Origin of the sequence: Vibrio sp. D54 (assembly GCF_021728075.1) — a bacterium.
GTDB lineage: Bacteria > Pseudomonadota > Gammaproteobacteria > Enterobacterales > Vibrionaceae > Vibrio > Vibrio alginolyticus.
In genome coordinates this window covers 30,201-46,320 of the sequence record NZ_JAKKCS010000015.1, presented here as the reverse complement: position 1 = coordinate 46,320, position 16,120 = coordinate 30,201, and the positions used below count along the sequence as shown (strand labels likewise).

Below are 16,120 nucleotides of genomic sequence, written 5' to 3'. Positions count from 1 at the left end.
CACGACAAACGAACTTAAGGAAAGTCATTATGCCGTAATGAATTAGACCGAAGCCTAATCAGGCGAGACATTTAGTTGGCGACTAATGCCTCAAATGGTTAGTAATTAGTTTAACAGTTTAGATTGAGCATCAATCTCAGCGAACGTTAACACAAATTACACCACACTAAAGCAGGTGTAAGTATAACGTTCAAAGAGATCGGTGGCAAATTTTTACGCCTTTTTTTTGAGCAAATTTTATGCAAAACACACCGCTTTTACTGCATCCTTGCTACTGGAAGTCAGGATTCAGAACCCAAGCCTCCAATATCAAAGCCAATAAACCGTCGGCACAACGTAAACTTGCTTGCCTACTAGAAACTATCTCAAGCCATATTCTTAAGCATGGCCATACCTGCTTTGCATCAACTACTCGATTGGTACAGGTCTACAACGAGAACTGCGATCGCTATGGTTGTCGTCCAACCACTTTTGACACTCTCAAAAAACAACTGAAAACAGCAGAAGACTTGAACTTAATTGTCCGAGAACAGAAGCCAAACAATGCAACAGGTCAGAATCTACGTCACATCACTCTATGCGTAGACGCCATCCAAGAAATGTTCGCTGGCGCATACAAATACGCGCTACAAGCTGCACAAAAGCGTTTTAATAGACAAAAACGGCACTCAGGGGGGGCTTCTGTGGAAAAACCTCTTGAGGCCAGTGCTGACAAGGCTTGCGAGCAATCAGACAAAAACAAAAATGGCACTATAAATACAAAAGATCTCTCTACAGAGAGTAAAAATAAAATTAATAACGGTATCCCGTCTGATTCTTGGTTTTTGAAGATCTTCAAACGTGACGCTGACGAAGTAAAACAACTTCAACTAGCAGCTAAGCAAGGCCGCCTATCAGCTAATGGAGCTCGTCGTGTTATCAAGCTGTACAACAAGCACCAACAGCCTTTAGCGCCTAAGTTCGTGTCATACCTTAAGTTTGTGATTGCTAGCTGGCACAACAAGGCTGCAAGCGCCATGAAAGCTAGCGTGAACAAGGTTCGTGATACAGCCACCATGTTAGCAGAGTACATGAACACCATTTCCGAGAAAGAGTCTCAAGGCTTAGTTGAATACTATCGTGACGCAGTCGGGCGAGTACAAGTCAGGTATCTGTAATCACTGCTTGATGTGAGTATTTCTATACATGCGTGACCTAAAATGTGTCATAATTACCTAAATCTTGTTATTTATGGATGTGCATTTGCATGAGTGATGAAGAATATTTCTACCCTGCGGTAAGCGATAACCTCCCGAAACATATCAAAAAAGGCCACCAACTGGTCTTTAGTCGTCAAGATCTATCCGCTAGGGAAGCAGATATGTTTGCGTTGATGATTGCACATATGAAACCAAGTGATTGGGAGCAGAAAACACCACACTATGAGTTTACTTCACATCAATTATCAGAGTGGCTAGGTGTTGAGTCTAAACATATCGGTAGCAACTTAAGTCCAGTAGCGAACCGCCTAGCTAGTCGAAAAATCGGGATAAAGGTGGAAACCCCGAAAGGTGATATTGAATTCGACTATAGACCTCTTTTTAAACATATCGCTTATAAACACGGCATACTTACGATGGTTCCTAACGATATGCTAAAACCTGAGTATATTGAATATAATCAAGGATTTGCTCTGATTAATACTCGCAATTTCTTTGAGGTAAAGAAGGAGTATTCTAAGCGCTTGTACGAACTGCTTAGTCGCTTCAAAGACAAGGGCTTTGAAATGCATGCGCAAAAGCTTAGTGAACTGAAAGGAATATTTGGGCTTTTGGACGAATCAGGGAAGCTGAAAAAAGATAAAAGTTCCTTCAAAAACAACAGCGTATTTATGAAACGTTGTATCAGGGAAAGCATTAAAGAACTTTCTGAACACCCTCAGATTAGCAAAGAGCTTCTATTTTTAGAAAGCAGCCAAGGTGATAAGGGTTTTGAGGTTGTAAAGAAAGGTAGAACCATTACTGGAATCAAGTTTCTCTTCCGGTGGGTTAAACTAGGTTCAATTGATGAACTAAATCAACACGATGCTCTTAAGACAATTCGACAACTTGAATTGAAAAGGCTTCAAAACCAAGTCAGACTCACCGAGTCTGAACTAGAATCACTTGCCATCGCGTACCGCTATGTGGGTAAAGAAGACCACGCTCTTAAAGTTGAAGCTAGCTTGTCAAAGCGACACTCAGAAAAAGAGCAACAAAAGCATGATGATGGAATGCATGAATTAGAGTCGTTAATGGAAAAGATAGATACCCTTTCAGAACTAACCGATACACACGATTACTGATAGCTAACAAGTTTTAGGTCATGGGCTCGATAGATGACATTTTCTAGGTTGAAATGAGCTATGTGACACATTTTAGGTATATGGGAGGGAATTCGACGTGATCATTGACTCGAAAGTAGAAAAAACCGGACAAGACTCCTATACAACCATCTCACACACCTAAAATATGTCATTTAAGAACAGAAACACCTAAAACCTGTTATCCAATCACCTGATATATGATCACTTTCACCTAGATTATGTAGCACTAAAGCCTATAAGAAGATCACAAACACCTAATAAATGATCAATTAAACCTAGATCTTGTTACTTAAAGACCTAAAAAAAGATCTTTAATCGAGTTAAATCGCATTAAAATCAATACGTTACAGTTCCTATAGATCTTATAGTTCTATAGTTTCCATAGATTGATATAGTTAAATATAGATCTTTATAGCGTATGTGGATAACTGGAAAATCAAAGATTTACACAGTTTCCCACATACACAACAAGTTTTTGTTGTTTAGATGAGTTAATGATCCTAGCTATAGACAACGGCATGCTACAACGAATAGCGACCGCATTTGTGTGAGTTCTTGACAAAAACACGAATTGACAGGAAATATTAATTATTGGATAGTTGTAAGTGTGCTCTAGAAGCAACAATGTACTTCTAGAGCAGCAGCGTTGGTTAACCGAATAGTGCTTGCACTATAACGGCGACGAGATTGATTATCGCTATAATCAGTTCAATTAAATTTACCATTTGTTCCCCTGATAAGGCTCATGGTGAAAGACAACGCACAAGGGTTTTTGATGGTGGCCGCCATCGTTTACCCGCATACACGAAGTGAAGCTTTCTAGCTGCTTCGAGCTTGGTTGGTGATTACATAATTACCTCCTAATTAATTAAAGGTTGGGTTCTTCGAATCCAGCCTTTTTTTATATTCTTCACACAATCAAGGTTATTAGGGAACGTTTTGTTCCAAGTCTTGCAGTGCCTAGTATTCCAGACTTTTTGCTAATTTTGCAAACGCCCAAACGAGTTGGTTATCTCTTTCAGGTTAAGGCGTATGAAAACTCCCAAGTCCTTATGTCCCATTGTGATCAGATAATTCCCCTTTCATAAAGAAACGCTTTGAAAAATATTCATTTCTCTACATGAATCGGGATATGAGCAAGATTTTTATCCAATAATTCATGTTCATTTTCCCTTTCTGCTTGATGCTAACCTCAAAAGAAAGTTGCCGCTTCCAGCAGATGGGTTAGCGCATTCAATATATTGCTGTTAACTCATCTTATCCTGTTAAAAACAAAAATGCTTCCCCGTACAACTTAAGTGGTTAAGCTTCCTATCATTTTGGTTAGTTTTTGCCCACTAATTTCTAATTAGCCTAAGTGTTGGCAGTATTAAACTCAACTATTTGACGTCGATAAGATGCTAAACGATCTGGAGTCATGGTCACGTAAGGCATCTGTTTTTTACTATACCGTTATTTAATGATTACGGAACCTAACGGACGAGGTTTCTTGATGAACCAATTCAAACTAGCTTTCGCGATTGATGCTTTTTCAATCCTTCATCTATATTTATAACGCGACAGTATTATTGTTTTGTTTGGTTGGTATTGTTTATTTTTGTTGCTATTTTGTGTTTTCTGTTATTCCGAATGGGAGATTATTTATCTATGATTTGTAACTTTATATATACATTAAATTTTTTAGTATTCGGATTAGATATTGGATAAAAAAAGCTTCTAGTTTCCCCGAAGCTTTCCATTACTCTTATCCCGATAGCTAAACGTATCCGTTTATGCGTAGTGGGTTTTATCATCATCCACTTTGAAAAGAGAAGCATTTAACTTGATCAGTAGCTTATATACTAGGATTCTCCACTTTTTACACAAGTCATTTAGGTTGTTCTGACCGCTCTTAATTGCATTGGCCAAAGCGAAGTCTAAGACGCCGTTCAAGGTGTTGGTCATGTACTCCTTAACGTCTGCTCGGATTTGGTTGTGAACTTTTTTACTGTTGTTCTCTGACATTTTCTGATTCCTTATATGATTCAGATTGCCTATTTTCTGAGATAAAAATACATCGTTTCGGTTTTGTATTAGAGCTTTTTGAATTGTTTTTTAATCGGGTTTATACTGCATCAAAAATATACTTGTTCGGAATTATTAATGGGTGAGAGGATTTCTGAAATTAAGCGATCTCAACTGGAACACCGGCAAAGAGAGCGAGACGAAAGCTCACCATCAATCCTGGATACATTCGAGGGCATAGAGCCTACGGACGAACGCGAAGCTCTGGCGAACCAGTTACAAGATGCCGATGTGACATTGGACGACAAACCGGATCGCTGCCCGACTTGCAATGGCACAGGTTACACCAAGTCGTTATTTAGCAAGTGGGAGTGCTGTAGCTGTTTTGGGACTGGTTACGACCTTTCCGATCCGGTTGCCGTTATCAAGTGGCAAAAGCTCTGCCTCGATTGGTCAAAGAATCGGTTATATGAATATCGCGTTGCATTGATTAAGGGGACTACAACCGAGGAAGAACGACTAGCAAGTGAAGTGGAGAGCTTCTATGAAAATGCGAGACGCAAAGACTAAACAGGCCGCTCGAATCCAATCGCTTGAGTATAGACAGCAACGTGCAGCGCGAATCAAGCGAGCGAGACGGCATGCAGATTTAACCATACTCGAAATGAGCAGGTTAATCGGGTTATCACCAGACACTTATCGAAAAATCGAGAATGGCGAAGTGAACCCAAGGGTGCAAAACCTAGAACTGATAGCGGTCTACACAAGTACAGACGTGGGTTATTTGTTCTTTGGTGATGCGATTTCTAACAGAGACGAAGCGGTAAAGAGAGATACCGGAGAATAACGAATGGCTTCAAGAGGCATTAACAAGGTCATTCTGGTTGGTAACTTGGGGTCAGATCCCGAAATCCGATACCTGCCAAATGGCGGCGCAGTAGCGAATATCACGATCGCTACATCCGAAACTTGGCGCGATAAAGCGACAGGGGAGAACCGAGAAAAAACCGAGTGGCATCGAGTGGTGTTGTTCGGCAAGTTGGCCGAAGTAGCGGGGGAGTTCCTACGCAAAGGGTCACAAGTTTACATCGAGGGTCAATTGCAGACTCGCAAATGGAAAGACCAGCAAGGCCAAGACCGTTACAGCACAGAGGTAGTAGTTCAAGGCTTTAATGGCGTGATGCAAATGCTTGGCAATAACCGAGCTGGTGGCCAGCAGCAACAAGGCGGTTGGGGTCAGCATCAACAGCAGTACAGCGAACCGCCAATGGACTTTGACGATGACATACCGTTCCAAAACGAGTTTCGTCATTACAAGATGTTGAGTTACGTGGCGGCTTAAGACGATGAGCAAACAAAACGTAGCGTTAGCAAACCAAGACGACTTACTGATTGTACTGCGTCGAATGACCACTAAAGCGCTTATGGAAATGCGCGAAGCGACAGGCGAAACGGACTTTACTGACACGCCGAATGCTTTCTATTTCAGTAACCGCGCAATAGCGGCAGAGGTAAACGGGTGTTCGGGTCATGTGGCCAATCTAATCCAAGACAGCGATCTCGACTACGTTCACAGAGGTAGCGAAATACTGGTTTGGTTGGATGACTTAGAAGAACGCCTAGAGCGCTTTGCTAACCAAGAATAAAACACTTTAACCCTATTCCCTTATCCCAATTTTTGAGTAGTAGAGAAATTGCCCGATGAGCGATGTTTTTACTGTAGAGCTTCCTTGGTGCGCCAGCTATCCAAGATGACTCAACCTATTGGGACGTGCTTGGAACGCTATGGAAAGCGCAAGGCTCGCACCAACATCAAGGTGTGTGGTCATCCCTGTTTACGTGTCCGAGACGCAACAAGCACAAGGTTATGAAGTCGTCAGAGCGCAAGGCGTTCGCCAAGCTACCCAAGGTGATCACGGCCTACCGAGCTATCAATGACGAATCCGAAATCGAAACCGCACTTTGTTGGACGCTATCTGAGGACATTGCTAAGCGTGTTTTCTCGCAAGGTGGCCGCCGCAAAGTGGTAGCTAAGCAATTCACCAAGGACGAGGTATTTGCCTACTTTAACCGCCGTAAGGAGCAAGAGATTTTAGTTACACAAGGGCTTATCTAGTTATGGCCAAGGCACCACGATTCGATCACTCTTTCCTCGCAAACCAAGTCGCTAAGCGCAAGAAGTGGAAAAGCAAAGGCGTGAAAGCTGGCCACGGCGGCGACTTCAATATCGATGCAGCACTTAACGAGATTAACCGTTCTGTTAATCACATCATCAATCCGGTATCGATAAACGTCCCTAATACCGCGCTGGTGGATAAGTCGGAACTGCCATCTTGGCTCATTCGTATTCTTGAGAAAGACAATGACGTTGCGCGCGCTGCGACACAGAAGAAAGTGGAGCTGGATTCACCACACAAAACGCGCCTTGCACAAGGGATTAAGCGTCCGAAAGAGTTTAACGACACGAAGCTGGCCGAACACTGGTTACAGGTTCGTTTGTTCTACACGTTAGAGACGCAGTACAAGGACATTTACCCGCTGGTTTTCTCAATTCCTAATGGTGGCTACCGAACGCCTAAAGCGGCCTCGATGATGAGCTATGAGGGACAAAAGAAAGGTGTACCGGACATATTCTTTCCTATCCCGAGAGGGGTATATCACGGCTTCTTTTTGGAGGTAAAAACGGAAAAAGGCCGTCCAAGCAAGGAGCAACAGGAAAAGATAAAAATGTTCCAAGAATTAGGGTATTACGTGGTTGTGGCCAAGGGATTTGATGAGTGCATTTATCAAATTAATAGCTATCTCCAATTGCCAACATTTGATAACAAAACTAGACTAGCCGCATAAGTATATAAAAAGGGCTTAGTTATCTCATGTTAGCGAGTGAATATCACAGCATTGGCCAAAAGCCAGTTGATTTAGACGTGTTAGAAGCAACAAAGGTAGTCCGTAACTTCCTATGCGATTACCTTTACTATGACAAGTTGTTGCTAAGCTATGCTCCCGCAGGGGAATTTGGTAGCGCTCAAGCGTATCGCTGGCTTACTGGTGGTCATATTTGTGACTACGATGCTACTGGCGACACAATTGCACCAAGAGAGAAGATCAACTATCGAGTCATTAGAATGCTATTCGATGCTGGTCTAATCAAAGTAAAAACCAACATCCGAACGCCACATACTCGCTGCGTTATCTTTGAATGGGTTCGAGACATTAAGAAATATCGTCGTGAAATCCTCCGTACTAAAATCTTTGGCGAGAATGTTTACCTCACTAGCGCAATGATTGATGCTACAGCGGCGCAATATGGTCTGACCGTGACGTTTGTCGGTGCGAGAGGTGTCTTTGAGATATTGGATGGTAATGGCAACTCAATCCCGAACGGCCAAGCCAAGAACACCTACATATTCATGAATAGTGTTGGTGAGCCAGTAGGCCGACTACGTGATATGTCCTATTGGGAATGGGAACAATACTTGTACGACACAGCGACACGCGCCAAGCTGCGCAAAACGCCTCTCAAAGTTCGTGATGGCATGCGCAGCCACTTTTCGGAGTTCAAACGAGCTTAACGCCAATCCTTGATCATCTTTCCACAAATGCCGCCTATATGGGCGGTATTTTTTTGTATTAAAAACAGAAATCGTGTTCGGAATATTTACGGCGTGTTCGGAATGGTTATAATCGTCTCATGGCAGGACGCAAACCCAAGAAAAACGCCTTAACCCCTCAGCAACGCTGGAATCGTCATCTTGCCAAGATGGCTAGGTTTGACATTAAACGTCAATACTATCGCGCCAGCGCGACACAACGAGAGCAAATTAGGCGACTCCAAATAGAACTTGGCTGTAGCAGTCGAGAAGAACTGGTTCTTTACGCCATCAATCTTCTAGGCCAACAGCACGGAATTTATCTGAAAGATATTCAAGAGGACTTAGCGTGTCTAAACAAAAAGCCGTAGGTAAGCACGAACTGATCTCAGCAATGAAAAAAGAAACGGGCGCATTACGTGAAGAATGCGAGCTGGTTTTTGATGCCTTTATCGAAGAAATCTCAACTCAAACCATGATTGAGGGCAATGCTGTATTGCTTAGTGGTTTCGGTACGTTCGCACCTCGCCTTAAGAAAGCGCGAGCTGGCCGTAATCCAAAAACGGGAGCACCAGCGATTGTAGCTGCGCGAGACAAGCTGACTTTTAGTGCATCGGATGTATTCCGCGATGAGCTGGCAAACAAGGTAAACGAGATCAAGGGAGCACATTAATGAGCACACGCTTAAACCGAACTGACATTGAAAGAAACATTTCTAAACGCGTTGGCTTAAAGCTTACTGGTGATGATGCAGAGCTGGTGGGCGATTGTCTGGATGCAATGATCAATCACATTCTGGTTGAGATTGCGAAAGGTCGTGAGGTGCAAATTCGAGGCTTTGGCCGTTTCCGTCACATAGAGCGTGAACGCACAACCATTAATCCGGCGACGAAAGAGCGCTTAGGTGTCAAAACCGAGCACAGCGTATTGTTCTCTGCTTACAAGGGCATGGTACGCGTCCATGAATGATAGCAAGGCAATTGGGCTGCGTGTCTTTATCGGCTCTGTTCGGCTACTGGCCATAACCATTGTGTTAGCGCTGGTGGCTGTTATCGGTATTGGCACATACAGCTTTTATGGATTGGTGGTCTATCCAAAGATAGAGCGAGTGAAGATTGATTTGGACGCAGAACGCATCGAGCGCATTACTGTCGCGGCCAAGAGTGGGGAGAAGTCAGAGAATGGCGCACCTAGTCAAAAGTAAGACCGTCGAGGGCGCAAAGAACAAATGGGCGACTCGTTGGGACTGTTTCTTTGATGCTCAATTCCTCTTTCGACGTGATACCGGAAAAGAGTTTGTTTTAGATGTGGCCGCCGAGCCACAAACCGCCAAGGTGAACCGCTTCTACGTGGCTCCTGACTGGATTAACGAACAGCCGAGTGGATTCCCAAGCCTTAAGCCAAAACACAAGGCAGCTCAGCTCCTAAACCCTGTTTGTGTTGGGTTCGATGGCCTACAAGGCGAATGGGAAGATGGCTGGTGGTGTAATCCCCCGTTTGACCTTAAGTTTGAGTTTCTGGAAAAGGCGCTAGAACAAGCCAGGAAAGGTCGTGACGGCATGATGCTGTTACCACATGAAGAACTCACAACGTGGTGGCTGGACTTGGTTGAGGGCTACGCCACGATGATTTACAAGCCGGATGGTCGTTACCCGTTCTATGAGACAGATGGACACACCAAAAAGCAAGGTGTGAACTTCGGCAGTGCATTAGTGCTCTTTACCGAGAAAGGTCTACAAACACCATCCATGCGCTTTAACCGTAAGGTAGGCAGAACGCACCTTACTGGTATCTATGAGCAAATCGCTAAAGTGGCTTAAGGGAGTGAGCTACTATGAGTGTTCAATATCAGGGTCAATCGATGAGCGTGTACCGTCTCGCTCAGTTAACTGGCTATCCAATGACTTCCCTTTATCGCGCGTATCACAAAGGACTACGAACCGGAGAGGAACTACTGGCCGAGGCTACCAAGCACCTTGTGACCTACCAAGGCAAGGTAATGACCGCAAGACAGCTATGCGCCGCTACCGATACCAGTTACCGCAGAGTGCTAAGACGCCTTAAGGCTGGTGTACCCGCTGAAAAGGCCGTAAAGGACAACGTAGACCGCCGAGGAAAGAACTGCGCATCCAAGTTATCCCCTAGTGAAGTTCTACGCATCTACGAGCTGTTATTCACTAAACAGGTATGCCAACACACGCTAGCCGAGGAATATGGCGTTCACCAGTCCACGATTAGCGACATATGGAGACATAAACGTTGGGGATGGCTTACTGCTCCGCTTCGATACCAGTTAGAGGGGAAAGCAAGCAATGAGTAAGACAGGAAAGACAAGAGCCTATGTATTCACGCTTAAGGTGAAGAAAGCGCGCCTAGTGACGGTGCTTAGATTTAAACACCAATGGTTAGCCTACATGGCCATTAAGCATCTGAAAAAGCGATTCTGGTTTGCTGACCTACAGTTTAGGCAAATTACGCCTCTTAACGCGCTGTGGTACTTCTTTCTGATAAAGATTGGCTATTACGAAACGCTCAAGAAAGCTACCAGTCAAAAGCGACAGAAATGATCTTTTAATGGGTGAAAAATAACAAAATGAAACGCAAACAAATGTTGCGATGTGTTCGGAATGAGTTTAGTATTATTCCCATAGGACAGTGACGGATACGACTTCCTATACGGTGCGCTTGTTTAATAAGGTTGTGCAAGCGTTGTAGGGTAAAACCTACAGGCTCCCAAAGAGGGCAAAGGGTTGATCTTCGAAAGAGGGTCAGCCCTTTGTTCTTAGTTGTGGGCTTAATCTTCTTCGTCGTCGTCGAGCTCTTCACATTTCTCGCCAAAGCCCTTATCAAACGCGCTACGCAATTCGTCAGTAAAACCGCCCTCATTCTCAAAAATCTCATCAAGAATGTGGTCATCTATTTCTTCGATATCGATATTGTATTGCCAAGAAAGTTCCCCTAACACATTAGCGGCAACTATAGCGCTCCCGCCTTGCATGCTCATGACATTCATTGCGTAACCAGCCATATAGCCAATGGTGTAGCTATGGGGTCTTTGGCTCATCAGAAAACCAGACATAGGTTTCTCGTCGCCAAATCCGTTATTTTTGCCTCGTTCATAATGATCATTATCCATGCCAACTCCTTAATCTTTCGAATGAAATGAAAGATGATACTATCAGTTGTGGAGTGTGGCTCCAATCGATAACAACAAATAAACTTACGACTGAGAAAATGATAACAACCAAACAAACTCTACTTGGGCTACTAGCACTAGCAGATCCCTTTGGCGCGCTAGCCTCAACAACGGCATGCGTCAATGAGAGTGACTTTCCTTACTCTGGTAACAACGTAAAAGCCATAAGCATCAATGCAGAGACAAAGGACATTGCTGTTAAGACTCAGATTCGAGGCGAGACATATACGCACGACTACAAGCTAACCAAGCTCTCTGACATGAACAAAGATGGTCAATACGTGACGCTGGTAAAACAACCAAAGGGCAGTACGTTAATGTTTGCCAGTGTCGTTGATAAGGATGGAACAGACATACTTACATCGGTTCGTCGCTTTGAGGGATTAATCTGCCATTAATGGTTAAAAAACACTTGAATTGATAATTCCGAACGGATAAATTTATTTATACGCGAGTCACATAGTTGCCATTGTGACGACCGTGTTTTCCTTTAAAAATCTTAGACAACTGTGCTCAAGCGCCTTTGGTTATTCCATTGGCGATTTTTTCTTGATTTTTCGAGGTAAGTATCAATATAATTGCCTTGTTTTCGTGTGAAGCGTACAGCTTCGGCGAGTGATTCAAAGAAGGTTTGCAAAAGAGAGTTAAAGAGCTGGTAGAAATACTGGCTCTTTTTTATGTGTCGCGTTTCAACCTATTGAAAAGGCGTTTTGAGTGTCCTATATTTACCTCGCTCGCAAGAAAATGGACGTGGATACTCCAAAATATAGATGGCCAATTGATTGGTTATTGAATTACCTGTTATTGACAACTCCTCAAAATCAAAAGGCCACGGTAAAACGTGGCCTTTTTTATGTAAAAATGCCATTTTTAACAAGTCTATTCGGAATGTCAAAGGCCGTAAAAAGCCAACTAAAGTACATGCTACCGAGAAAATGAATACGCATGTGATTCGCTGGTGGCTTCCCGAGGCGAATAGATTCAAACAGTACCTATCAAGCGGGGTAAAAATCGGCACTGGTTGGCGGTTTAGCACATCCCCAAGCCAATGCGACACACAACCGCATCCAAATCCACACAGAATCGCACCTAGAATCGTGCTGGTGGCTTTTAACGCCTCAATGAGTACGAATGTATCCCCTATTGCCAAATGATAGCCATAAGCCGTTACAGCGAGCCATATCGAAAGGATGTGGGTGTAAGTTCGGTGCGGGATTCTGTCAAATTCAAGCCAGTCCGGTGCGCTCGAACCGCTTAAGCAACCAAGAAATGCCAGGATTGAATGCAGTGGTGTTGTGTCTGCCATTAAGGCGAGAGGAACGGGCGCAAAGCACAGTGCGCCCCAAGCGTGTCCAGTTCGGTTCATTCAGCTTCGCATCGAGCGCAATAGGCATAGACGATAGCACTCATCGCTATGGTTCGATTGCGGTAGTTGGTGGCCAATTTCTCAAACGTCTTTGCAACTTCGGGGTCAATCCAAGGACTGATTTGGCGTGTCCCTACTAGGTCACCCTCGATTACTTCGGGGTGCTTTTCTGGTAGTTGGTTTGGATCTGTGTTGTTGATGGCCAACTGATACAGCTCGGTCAGGGTAATCCCGTTCTGTTCGCATTGTTCGCATGCTTTTGCGTGAGCAAGGCGTGAAATTCGCACTTGAAGTAGCGCTAATCCCTTTTCCCGTTGGCGGGTTCTAAACATGGCTTGTCGTGCTTTGGTTTTGGCTTTGTGTCTGAATTTGATGCGCTCGGGTGCTTTCAAGGGGGTATTCCTTTCGTCACGTAGCGCGTTGTCTTGGGCATGGGGGAAAGGTGGCTAGTGAGATAACGCAGCCAATTACTATATCGTGCCGCAGAATCAATTGTACATGAGTAGCGTTACTCACTAGCTGGCCATGATTATAAGCAGAAAATCGTTACTGTAAATACTATTTAATGTCGCGTTATTAAATTTTGTCTTTAAAACCTTATTGACAATCAAATGATTGTTTTAACAAGTATAGTTCGTATTGTTGTTACCTGTTTAAACTATGTATTATTCCGAACGTAACAAAATTAATGGGGTTTAACCGTGTCCGGCAAGATTGACTATCAGGCTCACCAACAGCAGTTTTGGGAGCAGTTAGAGAAGCAGCCGACTTTGACGCTGGCCGAGTATTGCGAAGCCAACGGATTGAAGTACGGCACCGCTAAGCGATATATAAAACGGCCAGCCAAAACGGGCGGCAAGTTCCAACCGTCCGTTATGCCAAAAATCAAAGCGAAAAAGACCAGTCAGGGCAATGACTGGTATTCCCTTTTGAAAGAATTTCTCGTGCGTGGCGCCCAAAATCCAACGCTTACGATGGCCGCTTTTGCGAAAGATAAAGGGGTGAACGGTGCGACATTGCGCCGCCAGTTCAATTCCATGCGATCGCTGCCCGAGTTTGATCGATTATTTGATCTTTACGATGAGCAATTAGCGAAATTTCAAGAAGCGAAAAACGACAAGAAGAAAAAAAGGACTGATAAATCAAAGTCCAAAGAAGCGGGGGCAACTGCGCAAGCGCAAAGTGCGCAAGGCGATCGCGCGAAAACAGGGGGTATTGGATCACTGCGCAAGCCGCGATCAGTTGAGGGACTTTCGCAGTATTCCAGTGCTCAAGTGGGTCGCCCTGTTGTGCATGGTGGTTATGCCCGTAGTGCGGGTATTACTGGCGAAATCATGGATATTCTCATGGATACCGATCCGCTTTCGGTTTGCAACGAACTGATTATTGCCCGTTCGCAGTATTACCGAATGAATGAGACGTTAGCTAAACGCCTTAAAGAGATCGATGAAATGGAGGAAAGCGGAGACATTCCGCTCGATGACGAAAACCAGCCAGTAGATATAAACGCCATGCGTGACCGTCTCATCTTTGGCTATGGCACCAGATTGCGTGAACTGGAATTGAGTATTTCCACGATGGCCAAACAAGAGGCCAAGCGCTACATCGATTTGCGTAAACAGGAATACGCTGAATTGATGATGCCACACTTACTGCCAGCGGAAGAAACCAGCCTAGTAATAGAAATGCTTTCTCTGCGCACTAAGAACAACTGGACAGCCTTAGAGACGTGTCAGCAAATCGAGAAGTTAGGCGCACGTCCACCAGCAACGCTATTGCATGAAGCTAAGGTAGAACTAGCGAACCTAGAGCCAGAAGTAGACGACACTGGTATCAGTGAGCAAGAGCTGGATGAGCTGTTTGATGACTACACGTTAGAGCAGATTGAGCAGCAAGATAACTGGCTACCTGCGCGCAAAGAAGAAGTAAACCGACGAATCAAAGAAGCCGAAGACCTAGAGAACGGCGTAGAACCTACCCTATCCCCATCCCAAATACAAAACGAAGCCGCTAAAGAGCAAGCCTATGATGACCTCGATAACGAGGGAGTGTCGGGGTTTGACGATGTAGACAGCTTCGAGGTACTTGGTGGCTAGACGAATAAAGAGCGTAACACAAGATCCCCGTTACCCTGCCCTAGTTAAGCGGTATCGCTATGACTGGAAACGCCTCGCTGTTGAGCTAGTCGGTAAGAAGCCGAGCTGGCAGCAGCGCAAAATCATTGATAGTGCTCAGCGTATTGGTGCGCGAACGACTGTCAGCTCTGGCCACGGTACAGGCAAGTCAGACATGACCAGTATCATGATCATTGCTTTCATGCTCTGCTTCCCCAATGCGCGTGTTGTGCTGGTGGCGAACAACGCGAGACAGGTACAAATCGGTGTATGGAAGTACCTAAAATCCAACTGGAACACGCTCTTACAAAAGCATGGTTGGTTGCAGCAATACTTCACCATTACCGAGACAGCCTTTTTTGAAAACTCAGCAAAAGGTATCTGGCAAACCAGTGCTAAATCGTGCCGTATTGGTAACGAGGAAGCGCTAGCGGGTGAACACGCTAAACACTTGTTTGTTATTGTCGATGAGGCGTCAGGCGTCTCTGACAAGGCTTTTGGTGTATTAGCGGGTGCATTGACCGAGAAAGACAACCGAATGCTGTTATTGAGCCAGCCAACGCGCCCTAGCGGCTATTTCTACGATACGCATCACCGATTAGCCGAGCCTAGTGGTCGATGGCGAGCCATCCGGCTTAACTCCGAGGAATCGCCGTTCGTAACCGTGGAATTTATCCTCGATAAGCGATTGGAGTATGGCGGTCGAGAGGCACCGGAATACCTGATTAAAGTACGTGGGGAGTTCCCAAGTTCCATTGCTGGTATGCTGCTTAGTCGGGATGCGCTGGACAAAAGCGCAAGGCTCAACCTCGATATGCCCGATGGTTGGGGTTGGGCTGCGCTGGTGGACGTGGGTAATGGTCGTGACCGCTCGATACTCAATATCTGCAAGGTTTGGGGTCAACGCATGGAGCGCATCGTTCAGAGCGTGAAATTGCTTGAACAACCAAGCACGGTCGATCCGGTTCGGTTCGCTGACATTATCCATGCAGAGTGTAGTGAGGACTTGTACCCAAACATCACGATAGCAGTGGATAGTGACGGTGTAGGTTATGACACGGCGACTTGCTTAGAACGCTACGGACGGCGCGTACAGCGCATTCGTTGGGGTAAGAAGATGCACTCCACCAGCGATAAGCAGCGTTTCTTTAACCAGCGTGCGTATGCCAATGTTATGGCTCGGGATGCGATAAACCAAGGCCGCATGCAGATAGATAAGAACGTCAAGACGGCAGAACAAGGCAGTAAAATACCTTGTGCAATCAACGAGTCAGGCCAATGGGTAATGATGCCAAAACCGATGATGAAAGAGAAAATGAACATCCCATCACCTGACCGTTGGGATACATACTGTTTTTCTCAATTGGTAGATTATGTGCCGCACGAAATGGAAGTAACAGAGAGCATGCTAGAGTCTCGCAGTTCCGTAGAACAATGGGTACTGGAAGCGCTTGAATCGGACGATGCTTAATTCCGTTGGTGCCAACATATAAAAGTAATATGAAA

Annotated in this window: 23 protein-coding genes; 19 read left to right on the top strand and 4 right to left on the bottom strand. The window is 44.7% G+C overall.

Annotation, left to right across the window (positions count from 1 at the left end; translation table 11 throughout):
• Positions 1-239: 239 nt before the first annotated feature.
• A complete protein-coding gene (locus L3V37_RS17875) occupies positions 240-1,157 on the top strand; it encodes a hypothetical protein (RefSeq protein ID WP_237306702.1) in 918 nt (305 codons plus the stop codon).
• Between the two features lie 89 nt (positions 1,158-1,246).
• Complete coding sequence (locus L3V37_RS17870; protein ID WP_054577229.1) at positions 1,247-2,323, top strand: replication initiation protein; 1,077 nt, start codon at positions 1,247-1,249, stop codon at positions 2,321-2,323.
• 1,791 nt (positions 2,324-4,114) lie between these two features.
• Here L3V37_RS17870 and L3V37_RS17865 read toward each other — a convergent pair.
• On the bottom strand, positions 4,115-4,348 hold the full coding sequence (locus L3V37_RS17865) for a hypothetical protein (RefSeq protein WP_237306701.1): 234 nt from the start codon (positions 4,346-4,348) through the stop codon (positions 4,115-4,117).
• 138 nt (positions 4,349-4,486) lie between these two features.
• Between L3V37_RS17865 and L3V37_RS17860 the strand changes: the two genes are divergently transcribed.
• The 14 genes from L3V37_RS17860 (at position 4,487) to L3V37_RS17795 (ending at position 10,505) form a co-directional block, all read left to right on the top strand.
• Positions 4,487-4,918, top strand: coding sequence for a hypothetical protein (locus L3V37_RS17860; RefSeq protein WP_237306700.1), 432 nt, complete (start codon positions 4,487-4,489; stop codon positions 4,916-4,918).
• Positions 4,893-5,195 (top strand): helix-turn-helix domain-containing protein, encoded by a 303-nt coding sequence (locus L3V37_RS17855; RefSeq protein ID WP_017634072.1) that lies wholly within the window; start codon positions 4,893-4,895, stop codon positions 5,193-5,195. The genes L3V37_RS17860 and L3V37_RS17855 overlap by 26 nt, the downstream gene beginning before the upstream one ends.
• A gap of 3 nt (positions 5,196-5,198) precedes the next feature.
• Entirely contained in the window at positions 5,199-5,690 is a 492-nt protein-coding gene (locus L3V37_RS17850; protein ID WP_237306699.1) for a single-stranded DNA-binding protein, read from the top strand.
• A gap of 4 nt (positions 5,691-5,694) precedes the next feature.
• A complete protein-coding gene (locus tag L3V37_RS17845) occupies positions 5,695-5,994 on the top strand; it encodes a hypothetical protein (RefSeq protein ID WP_170890848.1) in 300 nt (99 codons plus the stop codon).
• 221 nt (positions 5,995-6,215) lie between these two features.
• On the top strand, positions 6,216-6,464 hold the full coding sequence (locus L3V37_RS17840) for a hypothetical protein (protein ID WP_212755496.1): 249 nt from the start codon (positions 6,216-6,218) through the stop codon (positions 6,462-6,464).
• A gap of 2 nt (positions 6,465-6,466) precedes the next feature.
• Entirely contained in the window at positions 6,467-7,195 is a 729-nt protein-coding gene (locus L3V37_RS17835) for a VRR-NUC domain-containing protein (protein ID WP_237306698.1), read from the top strand.
• Positions 7,196-7,221: 26 nt separating this feature from the next.
• Positions 7,222-7,920: a hypothetical protein gene (locus L3V37_RS17830; RefSeq protein WP_017634077.1), complete on the top strand. Its 699-nt coding sequence runs from the start codon at positions 7,222-7,224 to the stop codon at positions 7,918-7,920.
• A 119-nt stretch (positions 7,921-8,039) separates the two neighbouring features.
• Positions 8,040-8,309 (top strand): hypothetical protein, encoded by a 270-nt coding sequence (locus L3V37_RS17825; protein ID WP_017634078.1) that lies wholly within the window; start codon positions 8,040-8,042, stop codon positions 8,307-8,309.
• Entirely contained in the window at positions 8,288-8,611 is a 324-nt protein-coding gene (locus L3V37_RS17820; protein WP_052484255.1) for an HU family DNA-binding protein, read from the top strand. Before L3V37_RS17825 ends, L3V37_RS17820 begins: the two co-directional genes overlap by 22 nt.
• Positions 8,611-8,907, top strand: a complete 297-nt coding sequence (locus L3V37_RS17815) for an HU family DNA-binding protein (RefSeq protein ID WP_237306697.1) — start codon at positions 8,611-8,613, stop codon at positions 8,905-8,907. The genes L3V37_RS17820 and L3V37_RS17815 overlap by 1 nt, the downstream gene beginning before the upstream one ends.
• Positions 8,900-9,142: a hypothetical protein gene (locus L3V37_RS17810; protein ID WP_237306696.1), complete on the top strand. Its 243-nt coding sequence runs from the start codon at positions 8,900-8,902 to the stop codon at positions 9,140-9,142. The genes L3V37_RS17815 and L3V37_RS17810 overlap by 8 nt, the downstream gene beginning before the upstream one ends.
• Complete coding sequence (locus L3V37_RS17805; protein WP_025558929.1) at positions 9,120-9,758, top strand: DNA N-6-adenine-methyltransferase; 639 nt, start codon at positions 9,120-9,122, stop codon at positions 9,756-9,758. The genes L3V37_RS17810 and L3V37_RS17805 overlap by 23 nt, the downstream gene beginning before the upstream one ends.
• Positions 9,759-9,772: 14 nt before the next feature.
• Entirely contained in the window at positions 9,773-10,258 is a 486-nt protein-coding gene (locus L3V37_RS17800; RefSeq protein ID WP_169628922.1) for a hypothetical protein, read from the top strand.
• Entirely contained in the window at positions 10,251-10,505 is a 255-nt protein-coding gene (locus L3V37_RS17795) for a hypothetical protein (protein WP_237306695.1), read from the top strand. The genes L3V37_RS17800 and L3V37_RS17795 overlap by 8 nt, the downstream gene beginning before the upstream one ends.
• A 227-nt stretch (positions 10,506-10,732) precedes the next feature.
• On the opposite strand, the gene L3V37_RS17790 is transcribed toward L3V37_RS17795, so the two are convergent.
• A complete protein-coding gene (locus tag L3V37_RS17790) occupies positions 10,733-11,074 on the bottom strand; it encodes a hypothetical protein (RefSeq protein ID WP_237306694.1) in 342 nt (113 codons plus the stop codon).
• A gap of 98 nt (positions 11,075-11,172) precedes the next feature.
• Between L3V37_RS17790 and L3V37_RS17785 the strand changes: the two genes are divergently transcribed.
• Positions 11,173-11,532, top strand: coding sequence for a hypothetical protein (locus L3V37_RS17785; RefSeq protein ID WP_237306693.1), 360 nt, complete (start codon positions 11,173-11,175; stop codon positions 11,530-11,532).
• Positions 11,533-11,828: 296 nt separating this feature from the next.
• On the opposite strand, the gene L3V37_RS17780 is transcribed toward L3V37_RS17785, so the two are convergent.
• Positions 11,829-12,500 carry a metal-dependent hydrolase gene (locus L3V37_RS17780; RefSeq protein ID WP_237306692.1) on the bottom strand — a complete coding sequence of 224 codons (672 nt, stop codon included), beginning with the start codon at positions 12,498-12,500 and terminating at the stop codon, positions 11,829-11,831.
• Positions 12,497-12,892, bottom strand: a complete 396-nt coding sequence (locus L3V37_RS17775; RefSeq protein WP_213868149.1) for a hypothetical protein — start codon at positions 12,890-12,892, stop codon at positions 12,497-12,499. Before L3V37_RS17775 ends, L3V37_RS17780 begins: the two co-directional genes overlap by 4 nt.
• A 309-nt stretch (positions 12,893-13,201) precedes the next feature.
• Here L3V37_RS17775 and L3V37_RS17770 point away from each other — a divergent pair, with 309 nt between their 5' ends.
• Together L3V37_RS17770 and L3V37_RS17765 are read left to right on the top strand one after the other, a co-directional pair.
• Complete coding sequence (locus L3V37_RS17770; protein ID WP_237306691.1) at positions 13,202-14,596, top strand: hypothetical protein; 1,395 nt, start codon at positions 13,202-13,204, stop codon at positions 14,594-14,596.
• Positions 14,589-16,085, top strand: a complete 1,497-nt coding sequence (locus L3V37_RS17765; protein ID WP_237306690.1) for a terminase — start codon at positions 14,589-14,591, stop codon at positions 16,083-16,085. The genes L3V37_RS17770 and L3V37_RS17765 overlap by 8 nt, the downstream gene beginning before the upstream one ends.
• Positions 16,086-16,120 lie beyond the last annotated feature (35 nt).

Excerpts from the sequence above, each read along its gene's own strand:
- L3V37_RS17790 (WP_237306694.1), bottom strand. The coding sequence starts at position 11,074 with ATGGATAATGATCATTATGAACGAGGCAAAAATAACGGATTTGGCGAC.
- L3V37_RS17870 (WP_054577229.1), top strand. The coding sequence starts at position 1,247 with ATGAGTGATGAAGAATATTTCTACCCTGCGGTAAGCGATAACCTCCCG.
- L3V37_RS17835 (WP_237306698.1), top strand. The coding sequence starts at position 6,467 with ATGGCCAAGGCACCACGATTCGATCACTCTTTCCTCGCAAACCAAGTC.
- L3V37_RS17855 (WP_017634072.1), top strand. The coding sequence starts at position 4,893 with ATGAAAATGCGAGACGCAAAGACTAAACAGGCCGCTCGAATCCAATCG.
- L3V37_RS17800 (WP_169628922.1), top strand. The coding sequence starts at position 9,773 with ATGAGTGTTCAATATCAGGGTCAATCGATGAGCGTGTACCGTCTCGCT.
- L3V37_RS17785 (WP_237306693.1), top strand. The coding sequence starts at position 11,173 with ATGATAACAACCAAACAAACTCTACTTGGGCTACTAGCACTAGCAGAT.
- L3V37_RS17875 (WP_237306702.1), top strand. The coding sequence starts at position 240 with ATGCAAAACACACCGCTTTTACTGCATCCTTGCTACTGGAAGTCAGGA.
- L3V37_RS17865 (WP_237306701.1), bottom strand. The coding sequence starts at position 4,348 with ATGTCAGAGAACAACAGTAAAAAAGTTCACAACCAAATCCGAGCAGAC.
- L3V37_RS17825 (WP_017634078.1), top strand. The coding sequence starts at position 8,040 with ATGGCAGGACGCAAACCCAAGAAAAACGCCTTAACCCCTCAGCAACGC.
- L3V37_RS17850 (WP_237306699.1), top strand. The coding sequence starts at position 5,199 with ATGGCTTCAAGAGGCATTAACAAGGTCATTCTGGTTGGTAACTTGGGG.
- L3V37_RS17805 (WP_025558929.1), top strand. The coding sequence starts at position 9,120 with ATGGCGCACCTAGTCAAAAGTAAGACCGTCGAGGGCGCAAAGAACAAA.
- L3V37_RS17780 (WP_237306692.1), bottom strand. The coding sequence starts at position 12,500 with ATGAACCGAACTGGACACGCTTGGGGCGCACTGTGCTTTGCGCCCGTT.
- L3V37_RS17860 (WP_237306700.1), top strand. The coding sequence starts at position 4,487 with ATGGGTGAGAGGATTTCTGAAATTAAGCGATCTCAACTGGAACACCGG.
- L3V37_RS17795 (WP_237306695.1), top strand. The coding sequence starts at position 10,251 with ATGAGTAAGACAGGAAAGACAAGAGCCTATGTATTCACGCTTAAGGTG.
- L3V37_RS17845 (WP_170890848.1), top strand. The coding sequence starts at position 5,695 with ATGAGCAAACAAAACGTAGCGTTAGCAAACCAAGACGACTTACTGATT.
- L3V37_RS17840 (WP_212755496.1), top strand. The coding sequence starts at position 6,216 with ATGAAGTCGTCAGAGCGCAAGGCGTTCGCCAAGCTACCCAAGGTGATC.
- L3V37_RS17810 (WP_237306696.1), top strand. The coding sequence starts at position 8,900 with ATGAATGATAGCAAGGCAATTGGGCTGCGTGTCTTTATCGGCTCTGTT.
- L3V37_RS17830 (WP_017634077.1), top strand. The coding sequence starts at position 7,222 with ATGTTAGCGAGTGAATATCACAGCATTGGCCAAAAGCCAGTTGATTTA.
- L3V37_RS17815 (WP_237306697.1), top strand. The coding sequence starts at position 8,611 with ATGAGCACACGCTTAAACCGAACTGACATTGAAAGAAACATTTCTAAA.